Here is a 26,647-nt window from a genome sequence, read left to right on the forward strand (position 1 = left end):
GGCAGAGAACGTCGGCCTGTGGACTACACCGATGCCAGACAAGCCGCTCGGGATCGCCGCTCAGAAAACCGTGGGTGAATACGCCATAGTCGAAACCGACCTCATTGGGTAAAAAGTTGCATTTGGTGACTTTTGTAGTCATTCATAACGATTTAGCCCGAGTGGCTCCCAGTTGCAAATCCATACACTTGATTCACCGGCCTTGGCACCCAGGGCAGAGCTACCAACGCAGACGGCCCGTGCACGCGATGCGTTGGAAGGCTCTACGCAGGGTGTTGCTCGCGTGACAAACAACTAGCAGAACCACCATGACACTGTTGAAAGAGGAGCCTTGCGCAGCAGCGCCTGCCGAGGTCGCAGAGGGAATCGACACCACAAAGCCGGCTCCGCGCCCGGCCCCGTTGCCCAAGGAGGCCACGCTCGCCGCCCTGATGGCCAGCGTGGCGTTGGCGGCCTGTGGTGGTGGTGATGCGGCTGATGAAACCGTGAGCCCGCCCACGACGCCAACACCGGGCTCTGCGCCCCCCCCTGGCCCGGCACCGGCGCCTGGCCCGGCCCCCGCACCGGGTCCCGCCACGCCGCCCGCCCCAGGGCCTGCACCAGCACCCGGCCCCACACCCGCTCCAGGGCCTGCGACGCCGCCGCCCCCACCGCCAGCCCCGGGAGCTGGAAGCTACACCTACACACGGGCCGACACCGACCAGGAAGCAGCGCGGTTTCTCCTGCAAGCGCAGTTCTCGGCATCCACCGGCGAAATCGCCACCCTGCGCGCCAGCACCTACGACAGCTGGATCAACAACCAGTTCAGCCTGCCCGTCGGCACCAAAGGGTGGGACTGGCTGAACCAGCGCGGGTACAACACGGTGGACAACGCCACGTCGTACTACGACAACACCTACCCGGGCGACTACATGATCTGGCAACAGCTCATGACATCCAGCGACGGCTTGCGCAAACGCGTGGCACTCGCGCTGTCCGAGATCTGCGTGGTATCGCTCTCGGGCCTGGACTTCAGCTGGCGCAGCCATGCCATCGCCCACTACTGGGACCAGCTGGTTGCCAACGCCTTTGGCAACTTCCGCAAGCTGCTGGAGGACGTGACCCTCAATCCAGCGATGGGCTACTACCTCAACACGCGCGGCAACCAGAAGGAAAACCCCTCCACCGGCCGCCAGCCCGATGAGAACTATGCCCGTGAGATCCTGCAGCTGATGTCCATCGGGCTCGTGGAGCTGAACCAGGATGGCACAGCCAAGCGCAATGGCTCGGGCCAGGTGGTCGATAGCTATACCCAGAGCGACATCACCAACCTGGCACGCGTGTTCACGGGCTACGACTACGACCAGTCGCAAAATGCCCCGACCACTGTGCCTGGCACCACGCGCACCGTGCCCAGCACCCATTTCACGCGGCTGCCCATGGCACTCAACGAGTCGCGGCACTCCACGTTGGCCGCCACCTTCCTGGGCACCACGGTTGCCGCTGGCACGCCCGGTGCGGCGGCGCTCAAAACGGCGCTGGACACCATCTTCAACCACCCCAACGTGGGGCCATTCATCGGCAAGCAGCTGATCCAGCGCCTGGTCACCAGCAACCCGTCACCCGGCTACATCAGCCGTGTGGCGGCCGCTTTCAACAACAACGGCCTCGGCGTGCGGGGCGACCTGCGGGCCGTGGTCAAGGCTGTGTTGCTCGACGACGAAGCCCGTGCGCCCGCCGGGCTCACGGACCCCATGTTCGGCCGCCTGCGCGAGCCCATGCTGCGCTTTGTGCAGTGGGGCCGCACCTTTGGCATCGCGTCGCAATACGGCAGCTGGAAGATCGGCGACCTCAGCTCGGCCGGCTCGCGCCTGGCGCAGAGCCCGCTGCGCTCGCCATCGGTGTTCAACTTCTTCCGGCCGGGCTATGTGCCGCCTTCGACGGCATTGGCCACGGCCGGTGCCGTGGCGCCCGAGTTCCAGCTGGTCAACGAGAGCAGCGTGGGCGGTTACCTCAACTACATGCAGGGCGTGATCCGCAACGGTATCTTCGTGAACGCGCCAGACCTGCCCAACAACGGCAGCAACGGCAACAACGGCTTCGACATCAAGGCGGCCTATACCAACGAACTGGCCATCGTGGCCGATGCCGATGCGCTCGTGGACCGGATCAACCTGCTCATGACGGCTGGCCAGCTGTCTGCAGCCACCGTCAAGCTCATCGCAGACGCCCTCAAGACGACCCCCGTCACGGCGGCAAGCACGGACAACGCCAAACGTGACCGCGTGGCGGCCGCGATTTTCCTCGTCATGGCCTCGGCCGAATACCTGATCCAGAAATAAGGCGCGCCGCCATGCATCTCCTCCAACCCGACCTCCATTCCCGCCGCGCCTTCCTGCGCCGCTCGGCCCAGCTGGGCATGGCAGGCACCGCCCTGCCCTTTGCGCTCAATCTCGCCGCCGTGGGCGAAGCCGCAGCTTTCACGGCCACCGACTACAAGGCGCTGGTCTGCGTCTTCCTGTACGGCGGCAACGACTACGCCAACACCGTCATTACCTATGACGACGACAGCTACAACAAATACAGCGCCGCGCGCGGAGGCGGTGCCGGACAGACGGCGGGGGGCATTGCCCTGGCCAAGTCCGCCCTGACCCCCACCCTGCTCGCGCCCACCACGCCACTGGCCGGTGGGCGCCAGTACGCGCTGCACCCTGCCATGACCGGGCTGACCAACCTGTTCAACACCGGCAAGGCAGCCGTGCAGCTGAACGTGGGCCCCCTGGTGGTTCCACTCACGCGTGCGCAATACAGCGGCAGCAACCGTGCGCTGTACCCGCTGCCCCCCAAGCTGTTCTCGCACAACGACCAGCAATCGGTCTGGCAGTCGTCCTCGCCCGAAGGCTCCACCGTGGGCTGGGGCGGCAACATCGGCGACCTGGCGCTGTCCTCCAACGGCAGTTCGCTGTTCACCTGCATCTCCGTCACGGGCAATGCGGTGTTCCTCTCGGGCGACTCCGCGCTGCAGTACCAGGTCAGCACCAACGGTGCGATCCCGATCAACGGCGTCAAAAGCAATGTCTACGGCTCCACGGCCGTGCGCGCAGCGCTGACCTCGCTGATCCAGCAAACCAGCGGCCAGACGCTGGAGAACGAATACAACCGCGTCACCGCGCGGGCTGTGGGCGCCGAGGCTTCCATCACCTCCGGGCTGGCCGGTGTCACGCTGGCCACGGCCTTCCCCACCAGCAATTCGCTGGCCGACCAGCTCAAGATGGTCGCCCGCCTTATTGGTGCACGCACCGCATTGGGCAGCAAACGGCAGGTGTTCATGGTGTCGCTGGGCGGGTTCGACCTGCATGACAACCTGATCTCGCAGCAGCCCACGCTCATGCAGCGCGTGAGCGAAGCCATGACCGCGTTCTACAACGCCACGGTCGAACTGGGCGTGGCCGACAAGGTGACGGCGTTCACGGCCTCGGACTTCGGCCGCACGCTCAGCTCCAACGGCGACGGCTCGGACCACGGCTGGGGCAGCCACCATCTCATGGTGGGTGGCGCAGTCAAGGGCAAGGCCTTCTATGGCAAGGCGCCGCCAGTCAGCATCACCAACACTGCCGATGCCAACGACCAGTGGCATGTGGGCCAGGGCCGCCTGCTGCCCAGCACCTCGGTGGACCAGTACGCGGCCACGCTGGCCAGCTGGTTTGGCGTGAGCAACAGCGAACTGGCGGGCGTGCTGCCCAACCTGAGCCACTTTGGCGGGGCCGACTACCCGACCAACCTGGGTTTCATGGCGTGATGTGAGCCCCCCCTGAGCGGCTGCGCCACTTCCCCCCGCTCTCGTAGCGCTGCGCGCTGCGGGCGGGGGGACGCAGCCCTCGCTGCGGGGCGGCCCTTGCTTGGCTGCCCTTGTCCGGGAGGGCGCCCGTTTCACAGGCTGCCCGGAAGCTGTGAGCCCCAATAATGGGGGCATGACCACTTCTTCCGCTCCCTCGCCCCGCCCCCGTGTTGTCATCATCGGCTGCGGCTTTGGCGGCCTCGAAGCCGCCCGTGCGCTGCGCGGTGCCGCGCTGGATGTGACGCTCATCGACAAGACCAACCACCACCTCTTCCAGCCCCTGCTTTACCAGGTGGCCACGGCCGGGCTGTCGGCGCCGGCCATCGCTGCGCCCATCCGGCACCTGTTTCGGCAGCAGCCCAACGTCACGACTTTGCTCGGCGAAGTCACGCACATCGACGTGGCAGCGCGCACCGTGCATTTGAAGGACGGGCCCCACCCGTCTGCCCCCTTGCCCTACGACCACCTCATCGTTGCTGCAGGCGCCACCCACAGCTACTTCGGCCGCGACGACTGGGCACCCCATGCCCCGGGCCTCAAGACGCTGGACGATGCCTTCGAGATCCGCCGCCGCATCCTGCTGGCCTTCGAGGCGGCAGAAAAGGAAGCGGACCCCACCCGCCGCGCCGACTGGCTCAACTTTGTGGTCGTGGGCGCAGGCCCCACGGGCGTGGAGATGGCGGGCACGCTGGCCGAGATCGCACGCCACACACTGCCCGGCGAGTTCCGGCACATCGACCCGGCCAGCGCAAAAATCATCCTGCTCGAAGGCGGCCCTCGCGTGCTCCAGTCCATGCCCGAGGCACTGAGCCAGCGCGCCAGGGAGCAGCTCGAAAAGCTGGGCGTGGAAGTGCGCCTGAACGCCCGCGTCACCGCCATCGACAGCGACGGGTTGATGGTCGAATCGCCATCCAGCGCTCAACCAACAAGCGCAATTAGCTATCAAATTAAGAGCAAATGCATTGTCTGGGCGGCCGGTGTGGCGGCGTCGGCGCTGGGCCGCCAACTGGCCGGGGCCACGGGTTGCGCCACCGACCGGGCGGGCCGCGTGGTGGTAGCGCCGGATCTCAGCCTGCCCGGCCACCCCGAGATCAGCGTCATCGGCGACCTGGCTGCTGCCAACAGCCACGCGCCCGGCCAGGAGCCCACCCCCGTTCCCGGTGTATCACCCGGCGCCAAGCAGATGGGGCGCGCCACGGCCGCCAACATCCTGCGCCGCCTGGCCGGCCAGGCCACGCAGCCGTTTCGCTACCGCGACTACGGCAACCTGGCCACCATCGGCCGCAACTCCGCCGTGGTGGACCTCACCTCGCCCGCTGGGCCGGTGCGGTTTTCGGGCTACTTTGCGTGGCTGTTCTGGCTGTTCGCGCACGTCTACTTCCTGATCGGCTTTCGCAACCGCCTGGTCGTGCTGCTGGACTGGGCCTGGGCGTACTGGAGCTTTGCGCGCTATGCGCGGGTTGTAACGGGGATCGAGGGAAGCGCTAAATCCAACGGAGCAAAACAGGCAGAAACCGCCGCGCCGACACGTTCATAACCGGTGGGCGCCGCTGATCGCCACAAGGCGGGGCCTCGACAGACGACAGGCACCCACCGGGCTACACCCACCGCAGCGTCGGTCTACCGCCCCACCTGCTCCACCCACTCCGCCACTTCCCGCGCCACCTGAGTCGATGCATCGGCCAATGCAGCCACGCCGCCTGCTGCATCCGCACTGCGCGCCGGGGTGCGCACGGTGAACACGCGCTGGCCGCGCAGCGCTTCACCGCCCAGGGTCAGGTCCACCACCGTGGCACGCAGTCGCACCACGCCCGCGCTGTCCGAGGCGCTGGCAAATAGGTGGCTGAACTCTTCCAGCTCCACGCGCAGCACGGCTGGCAAGCGGCCGCCCTGGGCGGCGTCGCGCGCCTGGGCCGCGCCGTCGTCGGCCTTGAGGATGGCGCGGCGCTGGCCGAGCTGCTCGCGCAGGCGCTGCTGCAGCAACTGGGCGGGTGGCTGGCTCCAGCGGGCCTGGCTGTAGGGGCGCAGCTGCTGGGCGTCGGCGTAGGCAAGGCGGTAGAGCACGGCGTTGCTGCCCTCGGGCAGGCCCGGGGCCTCTACATCGGCCAGCGCCAACGGGGGCAAGGGGGCGCGGCGATCGCTGGGGGCCGTGGCGACCGGGCCGGGGCCAAAGTCGTAAAGCACGGGGCGCGAGGGCGGGCTGGGCAGCGCCGAGCAGCCTGCGATGCCCAGCAGTCCCACAGCAACAACTGAAACAAATAGACCTCTAGCGCTTGATGGAAAAGCGATAGCAGCTATGTTTTTAATAGTGTTTTTCATCAACGCTTCTCCTCAGGGCGCGAAACCAGGTTCGCCCGGGCCGGGCGGGATGCGGCCCGAGCCGTAGATGAACAGCTGGGGGTTGTCCGCCACACCACCCGCCGTGCGGCTGAGCGTGCGTGCCGCGCGCGAGGTGTCGTCGGCCGCGCGATTCAGGCGCGGCAGCGTGGTGGTGCTGAACTGGTCGGCCGCGCGGGCGAGGGACTGCGTGCCGATGGTGATCTGGTCGATGGGGCCGCCCTCGGCCCCCAGGCGCTGCGTGGTCTTGCTGACGTCGGCCGCCAGCACCGACACGCTGGCGCCGGCCTGCTGCAGGGACTGCAGGGTCTTGCGCGCATCGCTGGCCAGCGGGGGCAGCGCGGCCAGGGCCGGGTCCAGGCGCTGGGCCACGGTGGCATCGAGCCGCTGGGTCAGCGTGTTCACGCTGCCTGCGGCCTGGGCAATGTTGCCCAGGGCTTCGGTGAGTTTTTGCTGGTTGGTGTCGCCCAGCAGTTGGTTGATGCGCCGCGTGGCTTCTTCCACCTGGGTGAGGATGGCGGGGGCCTGCTCGGCGAGTTTGCCAAACGGCGACGGCTTGATGGGCAGGCGCGGCAGGCCGCTGGGGCCCGGGGGCAGCTCGGGGTAAGGTTGGTCGGCATCGTCCAGCAGAACGTGGGCCAGGCCCGTCACGCCCTGGTAGCCCAGCACGGCGAAGGTGGTGGGGCTGATGGGGGCCTGCTCGTTGACGGCAATGCGGATGAGCACGTTGCCCGTCACCTGCGGGTCGAAGCCGATGCGCGTGACCTTGCCCACGGCCACCCCCTTGTAGCGCACGGCGGCCTGGGGCTGCAGGCCGCTCACGCCGTCCTTGGTGGACAGCTCGTACTGCTCGTAGTTGGCGCTGTCGCGCGTGAGCCAGATGGCCAGGCCCGCCAGCATGGCGGCCACCACCAGCACAAAGATGCCTGCGGCGAGGGCGTGGGATTTGTTTTCCATCAGCTGGGTTCCTTGTCGGGCGTGGGCACGGCGGCGGCGGTCTGTGCTGCCAGGGCGTGCTCCACGGATTGCACCGGGGCCATGGCGCGCTGGCCACGTTCACCCAGGAAGAAATGTTCGATGAACGGGTGCTTGAAATGCGCCACCTCGTGCGGCGGACCGGTGACGATGACCTTCTTATCAGCCAACACGGCCACCCGGGTGCTGAGCGCAAACAGCGTATCAAGGTCGTGCGTGACCATGACCACCGTGAGCCCCAGCGCGGCCCGCAGCTCGCGCAGCAGCGCACAGAAGTCGTCGGAGCTGCTGGGGTCCAGCCCCGCCGTGGGTTCGTCGAGCAGCAGCAGCGGCGGGTCCATGATGAGCGCACGCGCCAGCGCCACGCGCTTGACCATGCCCCCCGACAGATCCGCCGGCATGCGCGTGGCGTGCTCGGGCTGAAGGCCCACCATCTGCAGCTTGACCAGCGCGGCGTCGCGCACCAGGTCGTCGGGCAGCGTGCCCTGCTCGCGCAGCGCAAAGGCCACGTTGTCGAGCACATTGAAGGCCGAGAACAGCGCGCCGTGCTGGAACAGCATGCCCACGCGGCTGGCCGCGCCCTCGCGCCCCATCTCGGACGCCGGGCGCCCCAGCACCGTGACCTGCCCCCGCGCAGGCCGGGCCAGGCCCAGGATCTGGCGCAGCAGCACCGTCTTGCCCGTGCCCGAGCCCCCCACCAGCGACAGCATCTCGCCGCGCTGCACGGTGAAGTTCAGGTCCTGGTGCACGGTAAAGGTTTCATCGCCCTTGCCAAACTGCGTCCACAGGCCCTGAACGTCCACGATGGGCGGCTCGCCGGGCGCCACGGCGATGTGCTCGGGCAACGATGTGCGTGCGTGGCTGCTCATATGCCTATGTTTTTAAATGCCACAGCGAACAACGCATCCACGATGATCACCATGGTGATGGACGTGACCACCGAAGCGGTGGTGCCCTCGCCCAGGCTCTGGGTGTTGGGCTTCACGCGCAGGCCCCAGTGGCAGCCGATGAGCGCGATGAACGCGCCAAACACCACCGACTTGGCCATGGCCAGGCCCAGGTTGCCGATCTTGACGGCGGCGGGCAGGGCCTGCACGAAGTAGCCGGGCGAGATGTCCATGGCCACGTCGGCCGCCAGCATCCCACCCGCCAGCGCTGCCAGCGTGGTCCACACGCTGATGAGCGGCATGGCCAGTGCCAGCGCAATGGTGCGCGGCATCACCAGCCGAAAGCCGTGAGGAATGCCCATGACGCGCATGGCATCGAGTTCCTCGGTCACGCGCATCACGCCGATCTGCGCCGTGATCGACGAGCCGGAGCGCCCCGCCACCAGGATGGCGGCCAGCATCGGCCCCAGCTCGCGGATGAGCGAGATGCCCAGGATGTTGACGATGAACGACTCGGCGCCAAACTGCCGCAGCTGCAGGCTCATGAGGTAGGCCAGCACCACGCCGATGAGAAAGCCCACCAGCGCCGTGATGGGCAGGGCCGTGGCCCCCATGCGGTACAGGTGGCCCGATACGTCGCGCCACGGCCCCTTGCGCGGCGCGCGCGCCAGGCGGCCCAGGTCCAGCACCAGCCGGCCCACCATTTCGAGCATGTGGCGGGCATGGTCCACGCCGTGCAGCACCAGCACCCCCAGGTGGTCCACCTGCTCACCCAGCCGCCAGGGCTCGGGCGGCGGCGCGGTGCAGGTGAACTGCGCCACGCGCGCCAGCATGTCGCGCTGGGCGTCGGTGCAAGCCAGGCGCTCGGGCCAGGCATGCTGCCAGTGGTTCCACAGCAACTGGGCGCCCACGTGGTCCAGCCACTGCAGCTGCATCAGGTCCCAGCCCAGCGTGGGTGCGGCCGGGTGGCTGCGCAGCTGACCCGACACGGCCTGCCACTGTGCCCCGGTTCCCAGCTCCGCCGCGCCCCAGCGCCCGTGCAGCTGCGCACAAGGCCCCTGGGGCGTGTCGGCGCGAACAATGCGAGGAGCGGGGTCGGTCATGAACTGGGCAGCGCGGGCTGCCAAGAATGAAAGGGAGCGTGCATGGTAGCGGAGCCGGACGCAGGCGGCACGTAGGATTGATGCCCGCCAGGGATCCTCTGCACGAATCGAGCGGAAAGTGTGCGCTGCGGATCGGGATGGGCTGCAAGGCGCAAAACCTCGCAATAGCCGTAGCTATTGCGAGGTTTTGCAACGCCGCAGACCACCCGAGACCGCAGATGCACACGGCGCGGCGATTCGTGCAGAGGACCCCCAGGGCCGTGCGCCAAGCACAGGCGGGCCAGGAATGCGTGAAATTAATATCAAACAGGCCGCCAGCGCTTTACCATCGTGCGCTGATAGCTATATATTCAATAGCAATAGGCACTGACCCTCTCGACACATCCGGCGCCGTCCGCACAATGGCCCTCCGTCTCCTTCCACACATTGCCACCGCCCCTGCCCATGAGCGACCACACCACGTTTGACACCATCATCATCGGCGGCGGCACCGCCGGCGCCCTGCTGAGCAACCGCCTGAGCGCCGACGGCCGCCACCGCGTGCTCCTCATCGAGGCCGGCCGCAAGGACGACTACCACTGGATCCACATCCCCGTGGGCTACCTGTACTGCATCGGCAACCCGCGCACCGACTGGCTCTACAACACCGAACCCGATGCGGGCCTGAACGGCCGCACCCTGCGCTACCCGCGCGGCAAGACGCTGGGCGGCTGCAGCAGCATCAACGGCATGATCTACATGCGCGGCCAGGCGCGCGACTACGACCAGTGGGCCGAACTGACCGGCGACGCCAGCTGGCGCTGGGACAACGCCCTGCCCTACTTCCGCCGCCACGAGGACCACTGGCGCCTGGACCAGCCCGGCACCGTGAATGAAAACTTCAAACGCCTGCACGGCAACAAGGCCACCGGCAGCACCGGGGAGTGGCGTGTGGAAAAGCAACGCCTGCGCTGGGATGTGCTCGATGCGTTTTCCCAGGCCGCGCAGCAGGCGGGCATCCCGGCCACCGACGACTTCAACGGCGGCAGCAACGAAGGCGTGGGCTACTTTGAGGTCAACCAGAAAAGCGGCTGGCGCTGGAACACCGCCAAGGCCTTCCTGCGGCCCACCTGCTACGGCCGCCCCAACTTCGAGATGTGGACCAGCGCCCAGGCCGCCAAACTCATCGTCGAGACGCAGCCCGACGGCAGCAAGCGCTGCACCGGCGTACAGGTGTGGGACGGCACCGAGATGGTCACGGCCCGCGCAACGGGCGAGGTCATCCTGAGCGCAGGCGCGGTCAACTCACCGCAGTTGCTGCAGCTCTCGGGCATCGGCCCGGCCGCGCTGCTGCGCCAGCACGGCATCGACGTGGTGCACGACCTGCCCGGCGTGGGCGCCAATTTGCAGGACCATCTGCAGATCCGCGCGGTGTTCAAGGTCAACGGCGTGGCCACGCTCAACACCATGGCCAGCTCGCTCTGGGGCAAGGCCAAGATCGGGCTCGAATACGCGACCAAACGCAGTGGCCCCATGAGCATGGCGCCCTCGCAGCTGGGGGCCTTCACGCGCAGCAGCGCCGACCAGCCCTGGCCCAACATCGAGTACCACGTGCAGCCGCTATCGCTCGACGCTTTTGGCGAGCCGCTGCACAGCTTTCCGGCCTTCACGGCCAGCGTGTGCAACCTCAACCCCACAAGCCGGGGCACGGTGAACATCAAGAACGCCGACTTCAAGGCCGCACCGGCCATCGCCCCCAACTACCTCAGCACCACCGAAGACCGGCAGGTGGCCGCCGACAGCCTGCGTGTCACGCGCCGCATCGTGGCCCAGCCCGCGCTGGCCAGGTACCAGCCCGAGGAGTGGAAGCCCGGCGTGCAGTTTGAAAGCGACGAGGACCTCGCGCGCCTGGCCGGTGACATTGCCACCACGATCTTCCACCCCGTGGGCACGACGAAGATGGGGCGGGATGACGACCCGTTGGCGGTGCTGGACTCCCAACTGCGCGTGCGTGGCATTGCAGGCCTGCGCGTGGTGGATGCGGGGGCCATGCCCACCATCACCAGCGGCAACACCAACTCGCCCACACTGATGCTTGCCGAGAAGGCGGCGGAGTGGATCATCCAGGCGCGGCGCGCGGCATAAGCGCGGATACCATCGCGCCCATGTACTCCTCCACCTTCATCTTTGCCACCAAACAATTCGACGACGCCTTCCACCGCCTGGACGAGGCGATTGCCACCGCCGCCCGCTCCATCGACGGCTACCTGGGCGAGGAATCGTGGGAGGACACGGGCAAGGGCCTCGTGTCCAACGTCTACTACTGGCAGTCGCTCGAAGCGCTGCAGGCATTGATGCAGCACCCCGCCCACCTGAAGGCCAAGGCGGCGCAAGCGCAGTGGCTCAACGGCTACCAGGTCGTGATTGCGCAGGTGCTGCGCACCTATGGCGATGACAAGCTGGCCGGGCTGCTGCCCACGGCGGGCCTGTTCGTGCAAGGCACGGCAGCGCACTGACACCGCCCGCGCAACGGCCACCCGGCCGCAGTGTGGTCAGCGAATCCCTCCCACATAACGGGGAACCTCCGGCGCAGGCTCTGGCGGCGGCGCCATGCGCTGGCGCACCGCCTGCGTGGCCACATCCAGCAAGGGTCGGCGCGGCGCAGCAGGTGGGGCGGCATGGATGGCGAGATCGAGACGGTCGGCCCACTCGACCAGCTCCGGAACGTTGTCCTCCTGGGCACGTTGGCGTGCGAACCGCACGATCTCCAGCGCATATTCAACGTTGGAAGCCATCCATTCAGTGTCGGTCACGCGCCCCGTCTTGCGGCGCAGCAGCACATGCAAATGGGCGGCAATGGCAAGCTTGTCGGAATCGGGCATGGTCGGCTCCTTATGGCATTTCAGTCATCCATGGCGCTGCGCACCACCCGCAGCGTATGAAACCGGCGCGGCCCAAGCGCGGGTAGCCGCGCAAGGGCCGCCCCGCCGTGCTGGCTGCGTCCCCCTGCCCGCATTGCGCAGCAATGCGGGCAGGGGGAAGGCCCGCAGGGCCTCAGGGAGGTGGAATTCATTAACTCCCCAGGCGCTCACGGTGCTGGGCAATGTCGAGCCCGGTCTGCTCGCTCTGCTCATCCACCCGCAGGCCCACAGCCAGGTTGGTGATCCACAACAACACGGCGGTTGCGACGAGGCTGTAGGCCATCACAGCGCCCACGCCAATGGCCTGGGTGAGCAAGCTGCCTGGCACACCCCCCACGGTGCGGCTGGCCAGCATGCCGGTGAGCAGCGAGCCCACGATGCCGCCGATGCCATGCACCCCAAACACATCCAGGGAATCGTCGGCGCGCAGCAGGCGCTTGAGCCCCGTGGCGCCCCAGTAGCAGGCCAAACCCGCCACCACGCCAATCACCACTGCCGAGCGCAGCGTGACAAAACCCGCAGCAGGCGTGATGGCCACCAGCCCCGCCACCAGGCCAGAGCAAAGCCCCAGCAGGGATGGCCGCCCGCGCACCACCCACTCGCCCAGCATCCACGACAAGGCACCCGCCGCTGCGGCCAGGTGCGTCACCGCCATCGCCAGCCCCGCACGGCCGTCGGCGGCCACGGCAGAGCCTGCGTTGAAGCCGAACCAGCCCACCCACAACAAGCCCGCGCCCGCCATGGTCAGCCCCAGGTTGTAGGGCTCGAACGCCTCGCGCCCATAGCCCGTGCGCCGCCCCAGGAACCACGCGCACACCAGCCCGGCCACACCCGCATTCACGTGCACCACCGAGCCTCCGGCAAAGTCCAGCGCACCCATCTGGGCCAGCCAGCCCCCTGGCTCCCACACCCAGTGCGCCACCGGGGCGTAGACCAGCAGGGTCCAAAGGCTGATGAAGATCAGCATGGCGGAAAACCGCATGCGCTCGACAAACGCCCCCACCAGCAGCGCGGCAGTGATGATGGCAAACGTGAGCTGGAACATGGCGTACACCGACTCGGGGATGTGCGGCGCCACATGGCTTACGGCCAGCTTGCCGCCAGCGAGCTGAAAGTCCAGGCCCGCAAAGCCGATGCGGTCCCATCCCCCCAGCCAGGGGCTGCCCGGGGTGAAGGCCAGCGAGTAACCCGCCCCAAACCACAGCAGGCTGACCAGCGCGGCAATGGCCACCACGCTGGCCATGGTGTTGAGCACGTTCTTCTTGCGCACCATGCCTGCGTAGAACAGGGCAATGCCCGGCAGCGTCATCAGCAGCACCAGCGCTGTGGAGGTCATCATCCACGCGGTATCTGCCGCGCTGATCGTGGTCTGCGCCACCAGCCCAGGACGTGTGAGGGACAAGGAAGACACCGCTCCCGCCGCCACCTCTGGCGCCGTCTGCGCCAGCGCACTCGCGCACAGGCCCAGACACAGCGACCCTACCCCAACGAACCGGTGGTTGACTCCCCGCATGGCGGCTCCCTTTCGCAAATTGTTACAAGCGCGATTGCACGAGCCGTGCCAACCCCAACACCCCGATTCCGCCCCTGGAAACCCGATCACTGCCCCACAACGGGGGCGGGAAACCCCCAATGCACCAGCGGAGTGCAGTCGCTACAGTTGCGGCACTCGAAAGCGCGCTTCGGTGTGCCAAGCGAGGGGCCCGAGGAGACACTCTTTCTACCAATAAACAAATTTCAAGCACCCAACGAGGTGCGTTTTTTTCCAGGCGCTGGCGATCCCAGCGCCTTTTTCTTGCCTGTTCTACGCTGGCCTCCCTTTCGCCAATGCCCCGGGGAGTCCTGAATCCATAGCAGGCAAGCTGCGAAAATCCTGCGATGGAATGGATTTTTATTACCTTTGCCTCGCTGCTCGCAGGCTTCGTGGATGCCATCGTGGGGGGTGGCGGGCTGGTGATGGTGCCGGCGCTGTTTGCGGCTTTCCCCGGGGCGCCCCCTGCCACGCTGCTGGGCACCAACAAGGCGGCCTCGGTGTGGGGCACGGCCATGGCCACCTGGCAGTACAGCCGCAAGGTGCAGGTTCGCTGGTCGGCCATGCTGCCCGCGGCAGCGGCCGGTTTTGCGGGGTCGTTTGCAGGCGCCTGGGCCGTGACCGTGATGTCGGCCGACTTCCTGCGCAAGCTGCTGCCCCTGGTGCTGCTGGGGGTGCTGGTCTACACGCTGGCCAAGAAAGAGTTGGGGCGGCACCACACACCCCGCTTTGCGGGCAGGGCCGAAGTGCTGGCGGCCTGCCTGATCGGCGTGGTCATCGGCTTTTATGACGGCTTCTTCGGCCCGGGCACCGGCAGTTTCTTCGTTTTTCTGTTTGTGCGGCTGCTGGGCTATGACTTCCTGAACGCCTCGGCCTCGGCCAAGCTGCTCAATTGCGCCACCAACATCGCCGCCATCGCGCTGTTTGCCGCCAAGGGCCATGTGTGGTGGCACTTTGCGGTGACGCTGGCCATCGCCAATGTGGTGGGCAGCCTGCTGGGCACGCACCTGGCGCTCAAGCACGGCACGGGTTTTGTGCGTGGCATCTTCATCGTGGTGGTGAGCACGCTGATCCTCAAGACGGGTTACGACGCGTTCCTGCGCTAGCCGAGGCCCGAAGGGGCTCGTGCCCCCGGATGGCATCATGCTTGCTAAGCTGAGCTGGCCTACCACCAGGGCGCCCCGAGGTCATCGGGGTTGCCCTGCATGGCCCGAATGTGAACGCCCGTCCTATAATTTCTGCGCATTTCCGTTTGATGACGAGGCCCATCGCTGTTGGCGATGCCTGCATTCACCCGCTCCGGCTTGCCTACCCGCATGCCGGATTTTTTGTACCTGAACCACCCCCACAGGAACCTGCCATGAAGTTTTTCAAGTCTGCCGTTGTCACCGCCGTGGCGCTGTGCGCTGCCCTCGCCGTCCAGGCCCGCACGCTGGACGAAATCAAGAAGGACGGCAAGATCATCGTGGCCACCGAAGGCCAGTTTGCCCCGTTCAACTTCTTCGAAGGCACCAAGCTGACGGGTTTCGAGGTGGAAGTGGCAGAGCTGGTGGTCAAGAAGATGGGCCTGAAGCTCGAATGGAAGACGCTGGGCTTTGACGCACTGCTGACCGGCCTGGGCCAAAGCCGCTGGGACGCTGTCATTGCCTCACACGGCGTGACCGAAGAACGCTCCAAGGCCGTCACGTTTGCCAACCCCCACTACTGCTCGGGCGGCATCATCGTGGCCATGGACGCAAAAATCCGCAACGCCAAGGACCTGACCGGCAAGGTGGTGGCAGTGCAGACCGGCACCAGCTACCTGGAAAACGTGCAGAAGCTCACCGGGGTGAAGGAGGTGAAGAACTTCCCGCAAGACACCGATGCCCAGCGCGCCCTGATCTCCAAACGCGTCGACGCCTGGGTCAGCGACAAGTTCGTGGCCAAGGAAGCCGCCGCCAAGAACGCCAAGGCCGGGTTCAAGCTGGGCGACATGCTGTTCATCGAACGCATCGCCCCCGCCATGGCCAAGGGCAACACCGGCCTGGCCGATGCCTGGAACAAGGCGTTTGCCGAAGTGCTGGCCGATGGCAGCTACGCCGCCGTCTCCAAGAAGTATTTCAACGAAGACGTGCGCTGCAACTGATATAAAAACACGCTACGGGGTGCGCTGGGCCTGGCCCGTTGCGCACCCTTTGCTGTTTTTGACGGCGTCACCATGGTCCTGTCGCCGACCCGATTTCCAACCAAGACCTTCCGGTCGTCCGATCCATGCTTCTCGCTCTTTGGCCACAAGGCTGGTCCCGACAGCAGCGCAGCAATGCCACGCTGGTCGCTGCACTGGTGCTGATGGTTCTGGCCCTCTCGTTGCTGGGCCAGTTGCTTTCGTTCTTTCCCGACCCCATCGGCCCCAACGCCCAGGCGTTTTCCGAAGGCGCGCGCACCACGCTGTGGCTCACGCTGGTCAGTGGTGCCGTGGGCCTGGTGCTGGGCACGGCGGCGGCGCTGGCCCGCACCGCCCGCTGGACGGCCGTGCGCTGGATTGCCGGCGTGTACATCTGGGCTATTCGCGGCACGCCGCTCTTGGTGCAAATCCTGTTTGTGTACTTTGCCCTGCCCGTGCTGGTGCCGGGGCTGAACCTGCCCGACTTTGCCGCCGCCGTCGTGGCCCTGGGGCTGAACGTGGGCGCCTACAACGCCGAAGCCCTGCGCGCCGGCCTGCTGGCCGTGCCCCGCGGTCAGACCGAGGCCGCCAAGGCGCTGGGCCTGGGCCGCATGCACGTGTTCCTGGACGTGGTGTTTCCGCAGGCGTTCAAGATCTCGCTGCCGCCGCTGGTGAGCAACTTTGTGGCACTGCTCAAGGACTCGTCACTGGCCTACGCCATCGGCGTGGTGGAGCTGACCAATGTGGGCAACCGCATCCAGTCGGCCACGTTCCAGCCCATTGCCACGCTGACCACGGTGGCCATCACCTACCTGCTGCTGACCACGCTGGTCACGCAAGTCTCCAACGCCGTCGAATACCGCTTTGACGTGGAAGGGCGCAACCGATGACCGCAACGACCAACCAGCCCAAGCCCTACATCGTGGCCGAGCGGGTGTGCAAGTCGTTTGGTGCACACCAGGTGCTCAAGGACGTCTCCACCGTGTTCCACACCGGCGAGGTAACGGTGATCATCGGCGCCTCGGGCTCGGGCAAGAGCACGCTGTTGCGCGCCATCAACCGGCTGGAACCCCACGACAGCGGGCGCATCACCATCGATGGCGTGGACGTCTGCGACGACCTCGCCACCCTGCAGCGCCAGCGCTGCGAGGTGGGCATGGTGTTCCAGCAGTTCAACCTGTTCGGCCACATGAGCGTGCTGGACAACGTGACGCTGGCGCCCCGCCGCATTCGCCGCACCCCGCGCACCCAGGCCAACGACGAAGCCATGCAGCTGCTGCGCCGCGTGGGCATGCAGGACCACGCACACAAGTACCCGTGGCAGCTGTCGGGCGGGCAGCAGCAGCGGGTGGCCATTGCGCGTGCGCTGGCCATGCAACCCAAGGTGATGCTGTTTGACGAGCCCACATCGGCACTCGACCCCGAGATGGTTAAGGAAGTGCTGGACGTGATGCGAGGCCTCGCGCGTGGTGGCATGACCATGATTGTGGTCACCCACGAAATGGGCTTTGCGCGCGAGGTGGCCGACCGCGTGATGTTCTTCGATCAGGGCCGCATTGCGCACGATGCGCCGCCGCAGGAGTTCTTCAGCAACCCGGCCAATGACCGCATCCGCGCGTTCCTGGGCCAGGTCAGCCACTGAGCCGCGTCCTCACCGGACTGCACTGCAAAGCAGAGGCCGCCGGGCAACCGGCGGCCCTTTTTTTCTTTTGGTTTTGGGGAATTCTTCCGATGCGTACTGAACGCTGGGGCCTGATGGCCCTGTTGGCTGTGACCGTGGTGTGGGGCACCACCTTCCCGGCCATGAAACTGCTCTCGGCACACCTGGACGCGCTGCAGATCATCTGGCTGCGGTTCGTGATCGCGCTGCTGGTGCTGGCGCCGTTGTGGCGCGGCATGCTGCGCCACGAGCGGCGCTGGGGCTGCGCGCTGGGGTTGCTGCTGTTCCTGGCGTTCTGGCTGCAGATCGAGGGCCTCGCGCGCACCAGCAGCAACCGCAATGCGTTTGTGACCGGCCTGAACGTGCTGGTGGTGCCGCTGATCGCCATGGCCTTCCTGGGACGGCGCTATGGCTGGCGACTCTGGGGTGCCTGCGTGATGGCGCTGGCGGGCATGGCGCTGATGTTCCACGAAAACGAGCCCTGGAACCTGGGCGATACGCTGACGCTGGCCAGCACCGTGTTCTACGCGCTGTACATCCTGGCGCTGGAAGAGTGCGCACGCCGCACGGCCGCGCAGCCGCTGCGGGCCACCCGCATGGCCGCCGCGCAGGCCACGGTGATGGCGCTGGCGTCCACCGCGCTGCTGCTTGCGCAGGGCGAGGGCATGGGCTGGCTACGGTCCGTGGCCGACCTGCCTCTGGATGCGTTGCTGGCGCTGCTGTACCTGGGCCTGCTGGCCAGCGTAGTGGTGGTGACGCTGCAGGCCTGGGGCCAGCAGCGCGTGGACGCCATGCGCAGCGCCATCGTGTTCGGGCTGGAGCCGGTGTTCGCGGCCCTCACAGCCTGGGTGCTGCTAGGGGAAAGGCTGGGCTGGGCGGGGCTCGGTGGCGCCGCGCTCATCGTGGCAGCGCTGGTGTTCAGCCAGATCCAGCCTGCTGCGCGCGCGGGCCGGACGCAACGGGCCTGAGAGGCGCGGTACGCCCTCCGAGCCGCTCCGCGCCTTCCTCTCAGGGGAACGCCACCCATGGTCTGGCGGAGCCTGTTCCACAGGTGGCACGGGCACCACGGGCGCGGCCATTTCAAGCCAAAACGGGCTCCAGCGCTTATCCACAAAGCGCAAACAGCTATCATTTATATAGCAAACTATGGCGCAATCAGCGGCACATCAACCGCTTTGCGGGGCTTGCCGATCGGGGCAGAGGCCAGGCCTTTTTGCACAGCCGCCATGTCTTCCTCGTTGGGATAGTCGCCCAGCAGCCAGTAGTCAAACACCCGGCGCGCGATGGGGGCGGCGTGCGCAGCGCCGAAACCGGCGTTTTCCACGATGGCCGCAATCACGATGGTGGGGTTTTCGGCAGGAGCAAAGGCGGCAAACAGCGAGTGGTCACGCTGGTGTTCTTCCAGCGCCTTGGCGTTGTATTTGACGTTCTGGCCCATCGTCACCGCCTGGGCTGTGCCGGTCTTGCCGCCCGAGGTGTAGGGCGCCCCGGCAAACACGCGCGTGCCGGTGCCGCCCTTGTTCACCGCCACCATGGCGTTGCGCACGATGTCCACGTTCTTCGGCAAAAAACCCAGATCCACTCCCGGCGGCTGGCTGATCTCGGTGACGACGCCCGTGACCGCGTTTTTCACCGCCTTGGCCATGTGCGGCCGGTAGCGAATACCGCCATTGGCCAGCGTGGCCTGCGCCAGCGCCAGCTGCAGCATCGTGAAGTTGTTGTAGCCCTGGCCAATGCCCAGCGACACGGTTTCGCCGGGGAACCAGCGCTTCATCTCGGGGCGCTTGTAGGCATTGCGCTTCCACTCGGTGCTGGGCAAGGTGCCGCGCACTTCGCCATTGAGGTCGATGCCCGTGGACTGTCCAAAGCCCAGCGGCTTCATGAAGTCATGGATGGCATCGACACCCATCTCCACCGCCAGCGAATAGAAATACGTGTTGCTCGACTGCTGGATGGCGCGGTGCATGTCCACCCCGCCCAGCCCGCCCTCGTGGCTGCGGAAGGTGTGGCCGCCGAAGGTATAAAAGCCCGGGTCGTTGACCACCATGCTGGGCGAGCGCTTGCCCAGCTGCAGCGCGGCCAGCGCCATGAAAGGCTTGTAGGTGGAGCCCGGCGGGTAGGTGCCGCGCATGGCGCGGTTGAGCAGGGGCTTGTCGATGGATTCGTTGAGCGCGGTCCAGTTCTCCACGTCGATGCCTTCGACGAACAGATTGGGATCGAACGTGGGCTTGCTCACCAGCGCCAGGATCTCACCGTTGCGCGGGTCGATGGCCACCAACGCGCCCCGGCGGTTGCCGTACATGTCTTCAATGAGCTTTTGCAGCTTGATGTCGATCGACAGCATCACACTGTCGCCGGGCGTGGCCGCGTGGCTGGAGAGCTTGCGCACCGCCCGCCCCCCGGCCGAAGTTTCCATCTGCTCGACCCCGGTGGCGCCGTGCAGGGCTGACTCGAAGCTCTGCTCGATGCCCAGCTTGCCGATGTATTCGGTGCCCCGGTAGTTGGCCTCGTCTTCGGAGTCCTGGATGCGCGCCTTCTCCGTCTGGTTGATGCGGCCGATGTAGCCGATGGCATGGCTGGCCACGTCACCCAGCGGGTAGTTGCGAAACAACCGTGCCTTGATGTCCACGCCCGGAAAACGGTAGCGCTGTGCGGTGAACCGCGCCACTTCCTGGTCGGTCAGCCGCGTGCGGATGGGGAGGGACTCGAAGTTGCGCGACTCTTCCATGAGCCGCTTGAAGCGGCGCCGGTCACGGCTCTGGATTTCCACCACCTTGGACAGCTCGTCGATGGTCTCGTCCAGCACCCCGACGCGCGAGGGCGTGATCTCCAGTGTGTAGGCCGAATAGTTGGTGGCCAGCACCACGCCGTTGCGGTCCAGGATGAGCCCCCGGTTGGGCACGATGGGCACCACCGCCGTGCGGTTGCTCTCGGCCTGCGCCGCCAGGTCTTCGTGCCGGACCACCTGCAGATACACCAGCCGGGCAGCAATGAGGCAGAACGCAAAAAACACCAGGGCGCCGATGACCAGGGCCCGCACCCGAAAGCGCGAAGCATCGGCTTCGCTGCTGCGCACCTCAGTCACGCCCACCCTCCCATTCGGGCGCGCGCAAGCCCAGGCTCCACCCCCAGGGGCCAAGGCGGAACGCTGGCGAAATGCGCGGGCATCAAGAAAGGCATGGGCTACAGAGGCCGGTTCTGGTCGCGGTCGGGCGGGCGGCGCTGCGGAGCCAGAAGCACCCAGCTGGCCAGGGGCCACAGCAAGGCCTCCAGCACCGGTGCGAGAAAACTCCACAGCCCCGGGAATATGCCCCCGGACGCCATCCGCAGCAAGAGCTCGATCGCGTGGGCGAGGGCAAACAGGGGCAACACCTGTAAGGCCTGCGACGGCACGCTGAACCACAGCAGGCGGCGGTGAATGGCAATCGCGCCAAACGACAGCACGGTATAGGACAGCGCATGCTGGCCCAGCAGCGCCGACTGGCTCACGTCCATGCACAGGCCCAGCAGGAACGCTACCCCCATGCCGATGCGCAGAGGCTGGTGCACACCCCAGAAGACCAACAACACCATGAGCACATCGGGCGTCCAGACGATGCGGCCCAGCGGCAGCATGTTGATGGCCAGGCCCACAGCCAAGCTGGCCCAGATGAAGACCGGGTTCACCGGCATCAGCAGGGGCTCACCACGCGGCATGATCATCGTGGGCCTCCTTGTGGGGTCAAGCGGTGGCTCACTTGCGGCCTCCGCGCTTGTTGGCGGGGACAGCCGGGGCGGGTTCGGGACGCGCCAGTTCATTGTCGGCCAGCGGCTTGAGCACCACCACATGGCGCGCGCCCTGCACCTGGGCGAGCGGCATGCAATAGATGCGCGCAAACGCAGAGTCGGCACGGCGCTCCACCCGCACCACGCGCGCCACAGGCAGGCCGGGCGGGTACAGACCGTCCACACCGCTGGTGGTCAGCAGGTCGTCCTCGCGAATGTCTGCATTGGCGGGCATGAAGCGCAGCTCCATGCCACCGCCATGGCCCGCCACCGGGTCGCCATAGGCCACGCCGCGCACACCGGTACGGATGTTCAGCACCGGAATCGCCTGATCGCGGTCTACCAGCAAGGTGACTTCGCTGACCAGCGGGAACACGCGGGTGACCTGACCCAGCACACCGGCTTCATCCATCACGGGGGCGCCCAGTTCCACGCCACCCATCTGCCCCCGGTCCAGCACCACGCGGCGCGTGTAGGGGTCGGCCGTGTCGTAGATCACCTCGGCCGCCTGGGCGGGTGTCTGCAGCCGGTCGCGCAGCTCCAGCAGTTTGCGCAGCCGCTGGTTTTCCATCGCCAGCTGATCTGCCTGGTTGGCCCGCTGGCCCATCACGGTCATTTTCTTGCGGGCGGCATCCAGGTCATCCTGCGCGGTTTGCAGCGACTGGAAATAGCTGCGCCCGTGGCTGGCGAATTCCACGGGCTGCAGCATGAGCCACTGCACGGGGTACAGCACCGTGGCCACGGCCTGACGGAAGGGGCCGGTGATCTGAAAGCGTGCATCGGCCACCATGAGGAACAGCGCGAGCGCGCTGAACACGGCCAAACGCGACAGGGCCGAAGGGCCCTGTTTGAAGAAAGGGGGAGCGCTGCGCTCCAGAGTACCCAGGGGCATGGTGCGCAGCGGTCAGGATCTGCCGCGTGGAGGCGGCTCCACGGGCGGGTGCTCAGAAACAAGCATTGGAGCAGGTGCAGTCATGCAATTCAGAGCGAAAAAAGTGCCTGCAGCATACAGGCCCGCTGGCTTACTCGCTCGTGAAAATGCTGCCCAGGCGGTCCATGCGCTCCAGGGCGATGCCGCAGCCGCGCACCACGCAGGTCAGCGGGTCTTCGGCCACCAGCACGGGCAGGCCGGTTTCCTCGGCCAACAGGCGGTCCAGGTCGCGCAGCAGAGCGCCACCGCCGGTCAGCATCATGCCCCGGTCGGCAATGTCGGCGCCCAGCTCAGGGGGGGTTTGTTCCAGCGCGTTCTTCACGGCCGAGACGATCTGGTTGAGCGGGTCGGTCAGGGCTTCCAGCACTTCGTTGGACGAAATGGTGAAGCTGCGTGGCACGCCCTCGCTGAGGTTGCGGCCCTTGACTTCCATCTCGCGCACTTCGGAGCCCGGGAAGGCCGAACCGATGTTCTTCTTGATGGCTTCGGCGGTGGGCTCGCCAATCAACATGCCGTAGTTGCGGCGGATGTAGCTGATGATGGCCTCGTCAAACTTGTCACCGCCCACGCGGACGCTGCCCTTGTAGACCATGCCGCCCAGCGAGATCACGCCCACTTCGGTGGTGCCGCCACCGATGTCCACGACCATGGAGCCCGAGGCTTCCGAGACGGGCAGACCAGCGCCGATGCCAGCAGCCATGGGTTCTTCGATCAGGTACACCGCCGTGGCGCCCGCAGCCTCGGCCGCGTCCTTGATGGCGCGGCGCTCGACCTGGGTGGAGCCGCAGGGCACACAGATGATGATGCGAGGGCTGGGGGTGAACAGCGTGCGCGGGTGCACCATCTTGATGAACTGCTTGATCATCTGCTCGGTGATCACGAAGTCGGCGATCACGCCATCCTTCATGGGCCGGATGGCTTCGATGTTGCCGGGCACCTTGCCCAACATGGCCTTGGCTTCACGACCTACGGCCTGGATGACTTTCTTGCCGTGGGGGCCACCTTCGTGGCGGATGGCGACGACGGAAGGTTCATCAAGAACGATACCTTTGTCGCGGGCGAAGATGAGGGTGTTGGCTGTGCCAAGGTCAATGGCAAGGTCGGTGGAGAAGTACCGACGGAAAGCTCCGAACATTCAAAAGTCCTCTCGGGCACGGCATGCGCGTCGGCCTGCCATCGCCAGGTATTTCAGGGGTGTTTATTGGCTTTTTTCACGCAATTGACTCCCATTCCGGGAGCTTTGCGGCAAAGCCGGGATAATACCCCATCCCCTGTGAATAACTCCCTCCGGCGAGCACCGGATCACAGCTTTACTTCTGGTTTCTCTAGATTCTCCTCCCTATGGCACTGACCCCCCAGGACATCGGCCGCATTGCCAACTTGGCGCGGCTTGAGCTGACACCTTCCGAAAGTGAGCGCATGCTCACGCAGCTCAATGGTTTCTTTGACATCGTGGAACAGATGCGGGCTGTGGATACCTCGGGCGTCACGCCCCTGGCCCACCCCGTGGCCGCCATCCAGGACGTGCAGCTGCGCCTGCGCGAAGACCTGGCCAGCGAGCCCAACCAGCGCGAAGCCAACCAGCAAAGCGCCCCCGCTGTCGAACGAGGCCTGTTCCTCGTGCCCAAAGTGATCGAGTAAGAGCCCCGCCGCATGACTTCCACCGCATTGCATGACCTGGGCGTGGCCCAGCTGGCCACCGAGCTGCGCGAGCGCCGCGTCTCGGCCGTCGAGGCCGCCCAGCATTTCCTCGCCCGCGCACAGGCCCACCAGAACCTGGGCGCCTACGTGGCCGTGAACCCGGACATCACCCTGGCCCAGGCCCGCGCGCAAGACGCAGCCATCGCCGCAGGCACCGCCGGCCCGCTGGCGGGCGTGCCGATTGCGCACAAGGACATCTTTGTCACCAAGGATTTCCCCAGCACCGCCGGCTCCAAGATGCTCGCGGGCTACCAGTCGCCCTTTGACGCCACCGTGGTCACCAAGCTGGCCGATGCTGGCGCCGTGACGCTGGGCAAGCTCAACTGCGATGAGTTCGCCATGGGCTCGGCCAACGAAAACTCGGCCGTCGCCCCCGTGGGCTTTGACGCCCCCGCCCCCGTGCGCAACCCCTGGGCCACCGACCGCATCCCGGGCGGCTCGTCCGGCGGCAGCGCCGTGGCCGTGGCCGCACGCCTGGCCCCGGCCGTCACCGGCACCGACACCGGCGGCTCCATCCGCCAGCCCGCCTCGTTCTGCGGCATTACCGGCATCAAGCCCACCTATGGGCGCGCCAGCCGCTACGGCATGATCGCGTTTGCCTCCAGCCTCGACCAGGCCGGCCCCATGGCCCGCTCGGCCGAAGACTGCGCGCTGCTGCTGTCCGCCATGTGCGGCCCCGACCCGGACCGCGACTCCACGTCGCTCGATGTGCCTGCAGAAAACTTCAGCGCCAAGCTCAACGACAGCATCGACGGCCTGCGCATCGGCATCCCCGCCGAGTTCTTTGGAGAAGGCCTGGCGCCCGATGTGCGCGCCGCCGTAGATGGTGCCCTGAAGGAATACGAGAAGCTCGGCGCCAAGCTCGTGCCCATCAGCCTGCCCCGCACGCAGCTGTCCATTCCGGTCTACTACATCATTGCTCCGGCCGAAGCATCGTCCAACCTCTCCCGCTTTGACGGCGTGAAGTTCGGCCATCGCGCCAAGGACTACACCGATCTGGTGGACATGTACAAGAAGACCCGCGCCGAAGGTTTTGGCGACGAGGTCAAGCGCCGCATCATGATCGGCGCCTATGTGCTCTCGCACGGCTACTACGACGCCTATTACCTGCAGGCACAGAAGATCCGCCGCATGATCGCCGACGACTTCCAGAATGCCTTCAAGGACTGCGACCTGATCGCCGGCCCGGTGGCCCCCACGGTGGCCTGGAAGCTGGGCGACCACGGCAACGACCCGCTGGCCGACTACCTGGCCGACATCTTCACCCTGCCCGGCTCGCTGGCCGGCCTGCCCGGCATGAGCGTGCCCGCCGGTTTTGGCGAGGGCGGCATGCCAGTGGGCCTGCAGTTGCTGGGCAACTACTTCCAGGAAGCCCGCCTTCTGAACGCTGCGCACCGCCTGCAGCAAGCCACCGACTTCCACCTCCGCCGTCCGGAGGGCTTCTGACATGACCGCCAAACTGATCCATGGCTACGAAGTTGTCATCGGCTTCGAAACCCACACCCAGCTCGCAACGCAGAGCAAAATTTTCAGCCGCGCGCCCACCGCCTTTGGCGCCGAGCCCAACACGCAAGCCTGCGCGGTGGACCTGGCCCTGCCGGGCACCCTGCCCGTGATGAACCGCGAGGCCGTAGCCTGCGCTATCAAATTGGGACTGGCACTGGGCTCCCACATTGCGCCAGTGAGCATTTTTGCGCGCAAGAATTACTTCTACCCCGACCTGCCCAAGGGCTACCAGATCAGCCAGTTCGAGATTCCGGTGGTGCAAGGCGGTGAGGTGGAATTCTTTCTGGGCGATGAGAAAAAGACCGTGCGCCTGGTGCGCGCCCACCTCGAAGAAGACGCAGGCAAGTCCTTGCATGAAGACTTCATCGGCCAGAGTGGTATCGACCTGAACCGCGCGGGCACACCGCTCCTGGAGATCGTGACGGAGCCCGACATGCGCTCGTCCGAAGAGGCCGTGGCCTACGCGAAGGAGCTGCACAAGATCGTCACCTGGATCGGCATCTGCGACGGCAACATGCAGGAAGGCAGCTTCCGCTGCGACGCCAACGTGTCGGTGCGCAAGCCCGGCGCCGAATTGGGCACACGACGCGAGATCAAGAACCTGAACTCGTTCAAGTTCATGCAGCAGGCCATCGACTACGAAATCCGCTGGCAGATCGAGCAGATCGAGGACGGCCACGCGATCCAGCAGGCCACCGTGCTCTTCGACCCGGACACGGGCGAAACGCGCGCGATGCGGACCAAGGAAGATGCGGCGGACTACCGCTACTTCCCAGACCCCGACCTGCCTCCACTACACATTTCAGAGCAGTGGGTGCAGGAAGAACGGGCGCAAATGGCCGAATTGCCTCGTACCATGGCCGCACGTTTTGTGGCGGACTATGGCCTGCCCGAGTACGACGCCACCACGCTCACGCAGAGCAAGGCCATGGCGGCGTACTTTGAAGCGGCGGCCAAAGCCTGCAGCCAGCCCAAGCTGGCCAGCAACTGGATCATGGGAGAGGTGTCACGCCGCCTGAACATGGCGGAGACCGGTATCGAGCAGGCCCCTGTCACGGCAACTCAGCTGGCCGCATTGATCGGCCGCATTGCCGACGGCACGATCTCCAACAACGCCGCCAAGCAGGTGTTTGACGCGCTGTGGACCGGAGAGTCGAACGACGTGGATGCCGTCATCGAATCCAAGGGACTCAAGCAGATGAACGACTCCAGCGCGCTGGAGAAGATCATCGACGAAGTGATTGCCGCCAACCCCGACAACGTGGCGCAGTTCCGCGCGGGCAAGGACAAGGCCTTCAACGCGCTGGTCGGCCAGATCATGAAAGCCAGCAAGGGCAAGGCCAACCCGACACAGGTAAACGAGTTACTCAGGGGTAAACTTGCCTAGGCAC

The 26,647-nt window shown here is 66.3% G+C and carries 23 protein-coding genes; 13 read left to right on the forward strand and 10 right to left on the reverse strand.

Going from position 1 to position 26,647, the window contains the following annotated elements:
- The first annotated feature begins 308 nt into the window (after nucleotides 1-308).
- The 3 genes from ACQ4MJ_RS19555 (at nucleotide 309) to ACQ4MJ_RS19565 (ending at nucleotide 5,354) form a co-directional block, all read left to right on the forward strand.
- Nucleotides 309-2,321, forward strand: a complete 2,013-nt coding sequence (locus ACQ4MJ_RS19555; RefSeq protein ID WP_431151572.1) for a DUF1800 domain-containing protein — start codon at nucleotides 309-311, stop codon at nucleotides 2,319-2,321.
- Nucleotides 2,322-2,332: 11 nt separating this feature from the next.
- Nucleotides 2,333-3,778 (forward strand): DUF1501 domain-containing protein, encoded by a 1,446-nt coding sequence (locus ACQ4MJ_RS19560; RefSeq protein WP_121421982.1) that lies wholly within the window; start codon nucleotides 2,333-2,335, stop codon nucleotides 3,776-3,778.
- Nucleotides 3,779-3,950: 172 nt separating this feature from the next.
- Nucleotides 3,951-5,354 carry an NAD(P)/FAD-dependent oxidoreductase gene (locus tag ACQ4MJ_RS19565; protein WP_431151571.1) on the forward strand — a complete coding sequence of 468 codons (1,404 nt, stop codon included), beginning with the start codon at nucleotides 3,951-3,953 and terminating at the stop codon, nucleotides 5,352-5,354.
- A gap of 83 nt (nucleotides 5,355-5,437) precedes the next feature.
- Here ACQ4MJ_RS19565 and ACQ4MJ_RS19570 read toward each other — a convergent pair whose 3' ends face one another.
- The 4 genes from ACQ4MJ_RS19570 to ACQ4MJ_RS19585 are packed head-to-tail and all read right to left on the reverse strand — an operon-like array spanning nucleotide 5,438 to nucleotide 9,119.
- Nucleotides 5,438-6,136 (reverse strand): ABC-type transport auxiliary lipoprotein family protein, encoded by a 699-nt coding sequence (locus tag ACQ4MJ_RS19570; protein ID WP_431151570.1) that lies wholly within the window; start codon nucleotides 6,134-6,136, stop codon nucleotides 5,438-5,440.
- Nucleotides 6,137-6,148: 12 nt separating this feature from the next.
- On the reverse strand, nucleotides 6,149-7,111 hold the full coding sequence (locus tag ACQ4MJ_RS19575; RefSeq protein WP_121421979.1) for an MlaD family protein: 963 nt from the start codon (nucleotides 7,109-7,111) through the stop codon (nucleotides 6,149-6,151).
- Nucleotides 7,111-7,998, reverse strand: coding sequence for an ABC transporter ATP-binding protein (locus tag ACQ4MJ_RS19580; protein WP_121421978.1), 888 nt, complete (start codon nucleotides 7,996-7,998; stop codon nucleotides 7,111-7,113). Before ACQ4MJ_RS19580 ends, ACQ4MJ_RS19575 begins: the two co-directional genes overlap by 1 nt.
- Nucleotides 7,995-9,119 (reverse strand): MlaE family ABC transporter permease, encoded by a 1,125-nt coding sequence (locus tag ACQ4MJ_RS19585; protein ID WP_176887926.1) that lies wholly within the window; start codon nucleotides 9,117-9,119, stop codon nucleotides 7,995-7,997. Before ACQ4MJ_RS19585 ends, ACQ4MJ_RS19580 begins: the two co-directional genes overlap by 4 nt.
- 444 nt (nucleotides 9,120-9,563) lie before the next feature.
- On the opposite strand from ACQ4MJ_RS19585, the gene ACQ4MJ_RS19590 reads away from it, so the two are divergent.
- Nucleotides 9,564-11,243 carry a GMC family oxidoreductase gene (locus ACQ4MJ_RS19590; RefSeq protein WP_431151569.1) on the forward strand — a complete coding sequence of 560 codons (1,680 nt, stop codon included), beginning with the start codon at nucleotides 9,564-9,566 and terminating at the stop codon, nucleotides 11,241-11,243.
- Nucleotides 11,244-11,263: 20 nt separating this feature from the next.
- Nucleotides 11,264-11,614, forward strand: coding sequence for an antibiotic biosynthesis monooxygenase family protein (locus tag ACQ4MJ_RS19595; RefSeq protein ID WP_121508865.1), 351 nt, complete (start codon nucleotides 11,264-11,266; stop codon nucleotides 11,612-11,614).
- Between the two features lie 36 nt (nucleotides 11,615-11,650).
- On the opposite strand, the gene ACQ4MJ_RS19600 is transcribed toward ACQ4MJ_RS19595, so the two are convergent.
- The gene (locus tag ACQ4MJ_RS19600; protein ID WP_431151568.1) at nucleotides 11,651-11,980 is read right to left on the reverse strand and encodes a hypothetical protein; all 330 of its coding nucleotides are present in this window, start codon (nucleotides 11,978-11,980) and stop codon (nucleotides 11,651-11,653) included.
- A 190-nt stretch (nucleotides 11,981-12,170) separates the two neighbouring features.
- Nucleotides 12,171-13,532 carry an ammonium transporter gene (locus tag ACQ4MJ_RS19605; RefSeq protein WP_431151567.1) on the reverse strand — a complete coding sequence of 454 codons (1,362 nt, stop codon included), beginning with the start codon at nucleotides 13,530-13,532 and terminating at the stop codon, nucleotides 12,171-12,173.
- Between the two features lie 365 nt (nucleotides 13,533-13,897).
- Here ACQ4MJ_RS19605 and ACQ4MJ_RS19610 point away from each other — a divergent pair, with 365 nt between their 5' ends.
- The 5 genes from ACQ4MJ_RS19610 (at nucleotide 13,898) to ACQ4MJ_RS19630 (ending at nucleotide 18,321) form a co-directional block, all read left to right on the forward strand.
- The gene (locus tag ACQ4MJ_RS19610; protein WP_055394375.1) at nucleotides 13,898-14,656 is read left to right on the forward strand and encodes a sulfite exporter TauE/SafE family protein; all 759 of its coding nucleotides are present in this window, start codon (nucleotides 13,898-13,900) and stop codon (nucleotides 14,654-14,656) included.
- A 254-nt stretch (nucleotides 14,657-14,910) separates the two neighbouring features.
- A complete protein-coding gene (locus tag ACQ4MJ_RS19615; protein WP_121421973.1) occupies nucleotides 14,911-15,675 on the forward strand; it encodes a transporter substrate-binding domain-containing protein in 765 nt (254 codons plus the stop codon).
- A 125-nt stretch (nucleotides 15,676-15,800) separates the two neighbouring features.
- On the forward strand, nucleotides 15,801-16,583 hold the full coding sequence (locus ACQ4MJ_RS19620; RefSeq protein ID WP_121421972.1) for an amino acid ABC transporter permease: 783 nt from the start codon (nucleotides 15,801-15,803) through the stop codon (nucleotides 16,581-16,583).
- Nucleotides 16,580-17,335 carry an amino acid ABC transporter ATP-binding protein gene (locus ACQ4MJ_RS19625; RefSeq protein WP_055394382.1) on the forward strand — a complete coding sequence of 252 codons (756 nt, stop codon included), beginning with the start codon at nucleotides 16,580-16,582 and terminating at the stop codon, nucleotides 17,333-17,335. The genes ACQ4MJ_RS19620 and ACQ4MJ_RS19625 overlap by 4 nt, the downstream gene beginning before the upstream one ends.
- An 89-nt stretch (nucleotides 17,336-17,424) precedes the next feature.
- On the forward strand, nucleotides 17,425-18,321 hold the full coding sequence (locus ACQ4MJ_RS19630; protein WP_055394385.1) for a DMT family transporter: 897 nt from the start codon (nucleotides 17,425-17,427) through the stop codon (nucleotides 18,319-18,321).
- Between the two features lie 176 nt (nucleotides 18,322-18,497).
- Here ACQ4MJ_RS19630 and mrdA read toward each other — a convergent pair whose 3' ends face one another.
- The 4 genes from mrdA to ACQ4MJ_RS19650 form a co-directional block, all read right to left on the reverse strand.
- The gene (gene mrdA, locus ACQ4MJ_RS19635; protein ID WP_218301235.1) at nucleotides 18,498-20,438 is read right to left on the reverse strand and encodes a penicillin-binding protein 2; all 1,941 of its coding nucleotides are present in this window, start codon (nucleotides 20,436-20,438) and stop codon (nucleotides 18,498-18,500) included.
- Nucleotides 20,439-20,536: 98 nt separating this feature from the next.
- Nucleotides 20,537-21,055 carry a rod shape-determining protein MreD gene (gene mreD, locus ACQ4MJ_RS19640; RefSeq protein ID WP_055394387.1) on the reverse strand — a complete coding sequence of 173 codons (519 nt, stop codon included), beginning with the start codon at nucleotides 21,053-21,055 and terminating at the stop codon, nucleotides 20,537-20,539.
- A 31-nt stretch (nucleotides 21,056-21,086) separates the two neighbouring features.
- The gene (gene mreC, locus ACQ4MJ_RS19645) at nucleotides 21,087-22,010 is read right to left on the reverse strand and encodes a rod shape-determining protein MreC (RefSeq protein ID WP_176887922.1); all 924 of its coding nucleotides are present in this window, start codon (nucleotides 22,008-22,010) and stop codon (nucleotides 21,087-21,089) included.
- Nucleotides 22,011-22,140: 130 nt separating this feature from the next.
- Nucleotides 22,141-23,184 carry a rod shape-determining protein gene (locus ACQ4MJ_RS19650; protein WP_005798130.1) on the reverse strand — a complete coding sequence of 348 codons (1,044 nt, stop codon included), beginning with the start codon at nucleotides 23,182-23,184 and terminating at the stop codon, nucleotides 22,141-22,143.
- Nucleotides 23,185-23,390: 206 nt separating this feature from the next.
- On the opposite strand from ACQ4MJ_RS19650, the gene gatC reads away from it, so the two are divergent.
- From gatC to gatB, 3 genes are read left to right on the forward strand one after another with little or no spacing between them, the layout of a single operon-like run.
- Entirely contained in the window at nucleotides 23,391-23,690 is a 300-nt protein-coding gene (gene gatC, locus ACQ4MJ_RS19655) for an Asp-tRNA(Asn)/Glu-tRNA(Gln) amidotransferase subunit GatC (RefSeq protein WP_055394393.1), read from the forward strand.
- A gap of 12 nt (nucleotides 23,691-23,702) precedes the next feature.
- On the forward strand, nucleotides 23,703-25,196 hold the full coding sequence (gene gatA, locus ACQ4MJ_RS19660; protein ID WP_121421968.1) for an Asp-tRNA(Asn)/Glu-tRNA(Gln) amidotransferase subunit GatA: 1,494 nt from the start codon (nucleotides 23,703-23,705) through the stop codon (nucleotides 25,194-25,196).
- A gap of 1 nt (nucleotide 25,197) precedes the next feature.
- The gene (gatB, locus tag ACQ4MJ_RS19665; RefSeq protein ID WP_431151566.1) at nucleotides 25,198-26,643 is read left to right on the forward strand and encodes an Asp-tRNA(Asn)/Glu-tRNA(Gln) amidotransferase subunit GatB; all 1,446 of its coding nucleotides are present in this window, start codon (nucleotides 25,198-25,200) and stop codon (nucleotides 26,641-26,643) included.
- The last annotated feature ends 4 nt before the right edge of the window (nucleotides 26,644-26,647 follow it).

The organism is Acidovorax facilis (genome assembly GCF_050626955.1).
Taxonomy (GTDB): Bacteria; Pseudomonadota; Gammaproteobacteria; order Burkholderiales; family Burkholderiaceae_C; genus Acidovorax; species Acidovorax facilis.

Coding starts and splice junctions, on each gene's coding strand:
- ACQ4MJ_RS19625 (WP_055394382.1), top strand. CDS start 16,580: ATGACCGCAACGACCAACCAGCCCAAGCCCTACATCGTGGCCGAGCGG.
- ACQ4MJ_RS19620 (WP_121421972.1), top strand. CDS start 15,801: ATGCTTCTCGCTCTTTGGCCACAAGGCTGGTCCCGACAGCAGCGCAGC.
- gatA (WP_121421968.1), top strand. CDS start 23,703: ATGACTTCCACCGCATTGCATGACCTGGGCGTGGCCCAGCTGGCCACC.
- ACQ4MJ_RS19600 (WP_431151568.1), bottom strand. CDS start 11,980: ATGCCCGATTCCGACAAGCTTGCCATTGCCGCCCATTTGCATGTGCTG.
- ACQ4MJ_RS19590 (WP_431151569.1), top strand. CDS start 9,564: ATGAGCGACCACACCACGTTTGACACCATCATCATCGGCGGCGGCACC.
- ACQ4MJ_RS19610 (WP_055394375.1), top strand. CDS start 13,898: ATGGAATGGATTTTTATTACCTTTGCCTCGCTGCTCGCAGGCTTCGTG.
- ACQ4MJ_RS19630 (WP_055394385.1), top strand. CDS start 17,425: ATGCGTACTGAACGCTGGGGCCTGATGGCCCTGTTGGCTGTGACCGTG.
- mreC (WP_176887922.1), bottom strand. CDS start 22,010: ATGCCCCTGGGTACTCTGGAGCGCAGCGCTCCCCCTTTCTTCAAACAG.
- ACQ4MJ_RS19570 (WP_431151570.1), bottom strand. CDS start 6,136: ATGAAAAACACTATTAAAAACATAGCTGCTATCGCTTTTCCATCAAGC.
- ACQ4MJ_RS19605 (WP_431151567.1), bottom strand. CDS start 13,532: ATGCGGGGAGTCAACCACCGGTTCGTTGGGGTAGGGTCGCTGTGTCTG.
- ACQ4MJ_RS19580 (WP_121421978.1), bottom strand. CDS start 7,998: ATGAGCAGCCACGCACGCACATCGTTGCCCGAGCACATCGCCGTGGCG.
- mreD (WP_055394387.1), bottom strand. CDS start 21,055: ATGATCATGCCGCGTGGTGAGCCCCTGCTGATGCCGGTGAACCCGGTC.
- ACQ4MJ_RS19595 (WP_121508865.1), top strand. CDS start 11,264: ATGTACTCCTCCACCTTCATCTTTGCCACCAAACAATTCGACGACGCC.
- ACQ4MJ_RS19650 (WP_005798130.1), bottom strand. CDS start 23,184: ATGTTCGGAGCTTTCCGTCGGTACTTCTCCACCGACCTTGCCATTGAC.
- gatC (WP_055394393.1), top strand. CDS start 23,391: ATGGCACTGACCCCCCAGGACATCGGCCGCATTGCCAACTTGGCGCGG.
- ACQ4MJ_RS19585 (WP_176887926.1), bottom strand. CDS start 9,119: ATGACCGACCCCGCTCCTCGCATTGTTCGCGCCGACACGCCCCAGGGG.
- ACQ4MJ_RS19615 (WP_121421973.1), top strand. CDS start 14,911: ATGAAGTTTTTCAAGTCTGCCGTTGTCACCGCCGTGGCGCTGTGCGCT.
- ACQ4MJ_RS19560 (WP_121421982.1), top strand. CDS start 2,333: ATGCATCTCCTCCAACCCGACCTCCATTCCCGCCGCGCCTTCCTGCGC.
- ACQ4MJ_RS19565 (WP_431151571.1), top strand. CDS start 3,951: ATGACCACTTCTTCCGCTCCCTCGCCCCGCCCCCGTGTTGTCATCATC.
- ACQ4MJ_RS19555 (WP_431151572.1), top strand. CDS start 309: ATGACACTGTTGAAAGAGGAGCCTTGCGCAGCAGCGCCTGCCGAGGTC.
- ACQ4MJ_RS19575 (WP_121421979.1), bottom strand. CDS start 7,111: ATGGAAAACAAATCCCACGCCCTCGCCGCAGGCATCTTTGTGCTGGTG.
- gatB (WP_431151566.1), top strand. CDS start 25,198: ATGACCGCCAAACTGATCCATGGCTACGAAGTTGTCATCGGCTTCGAA.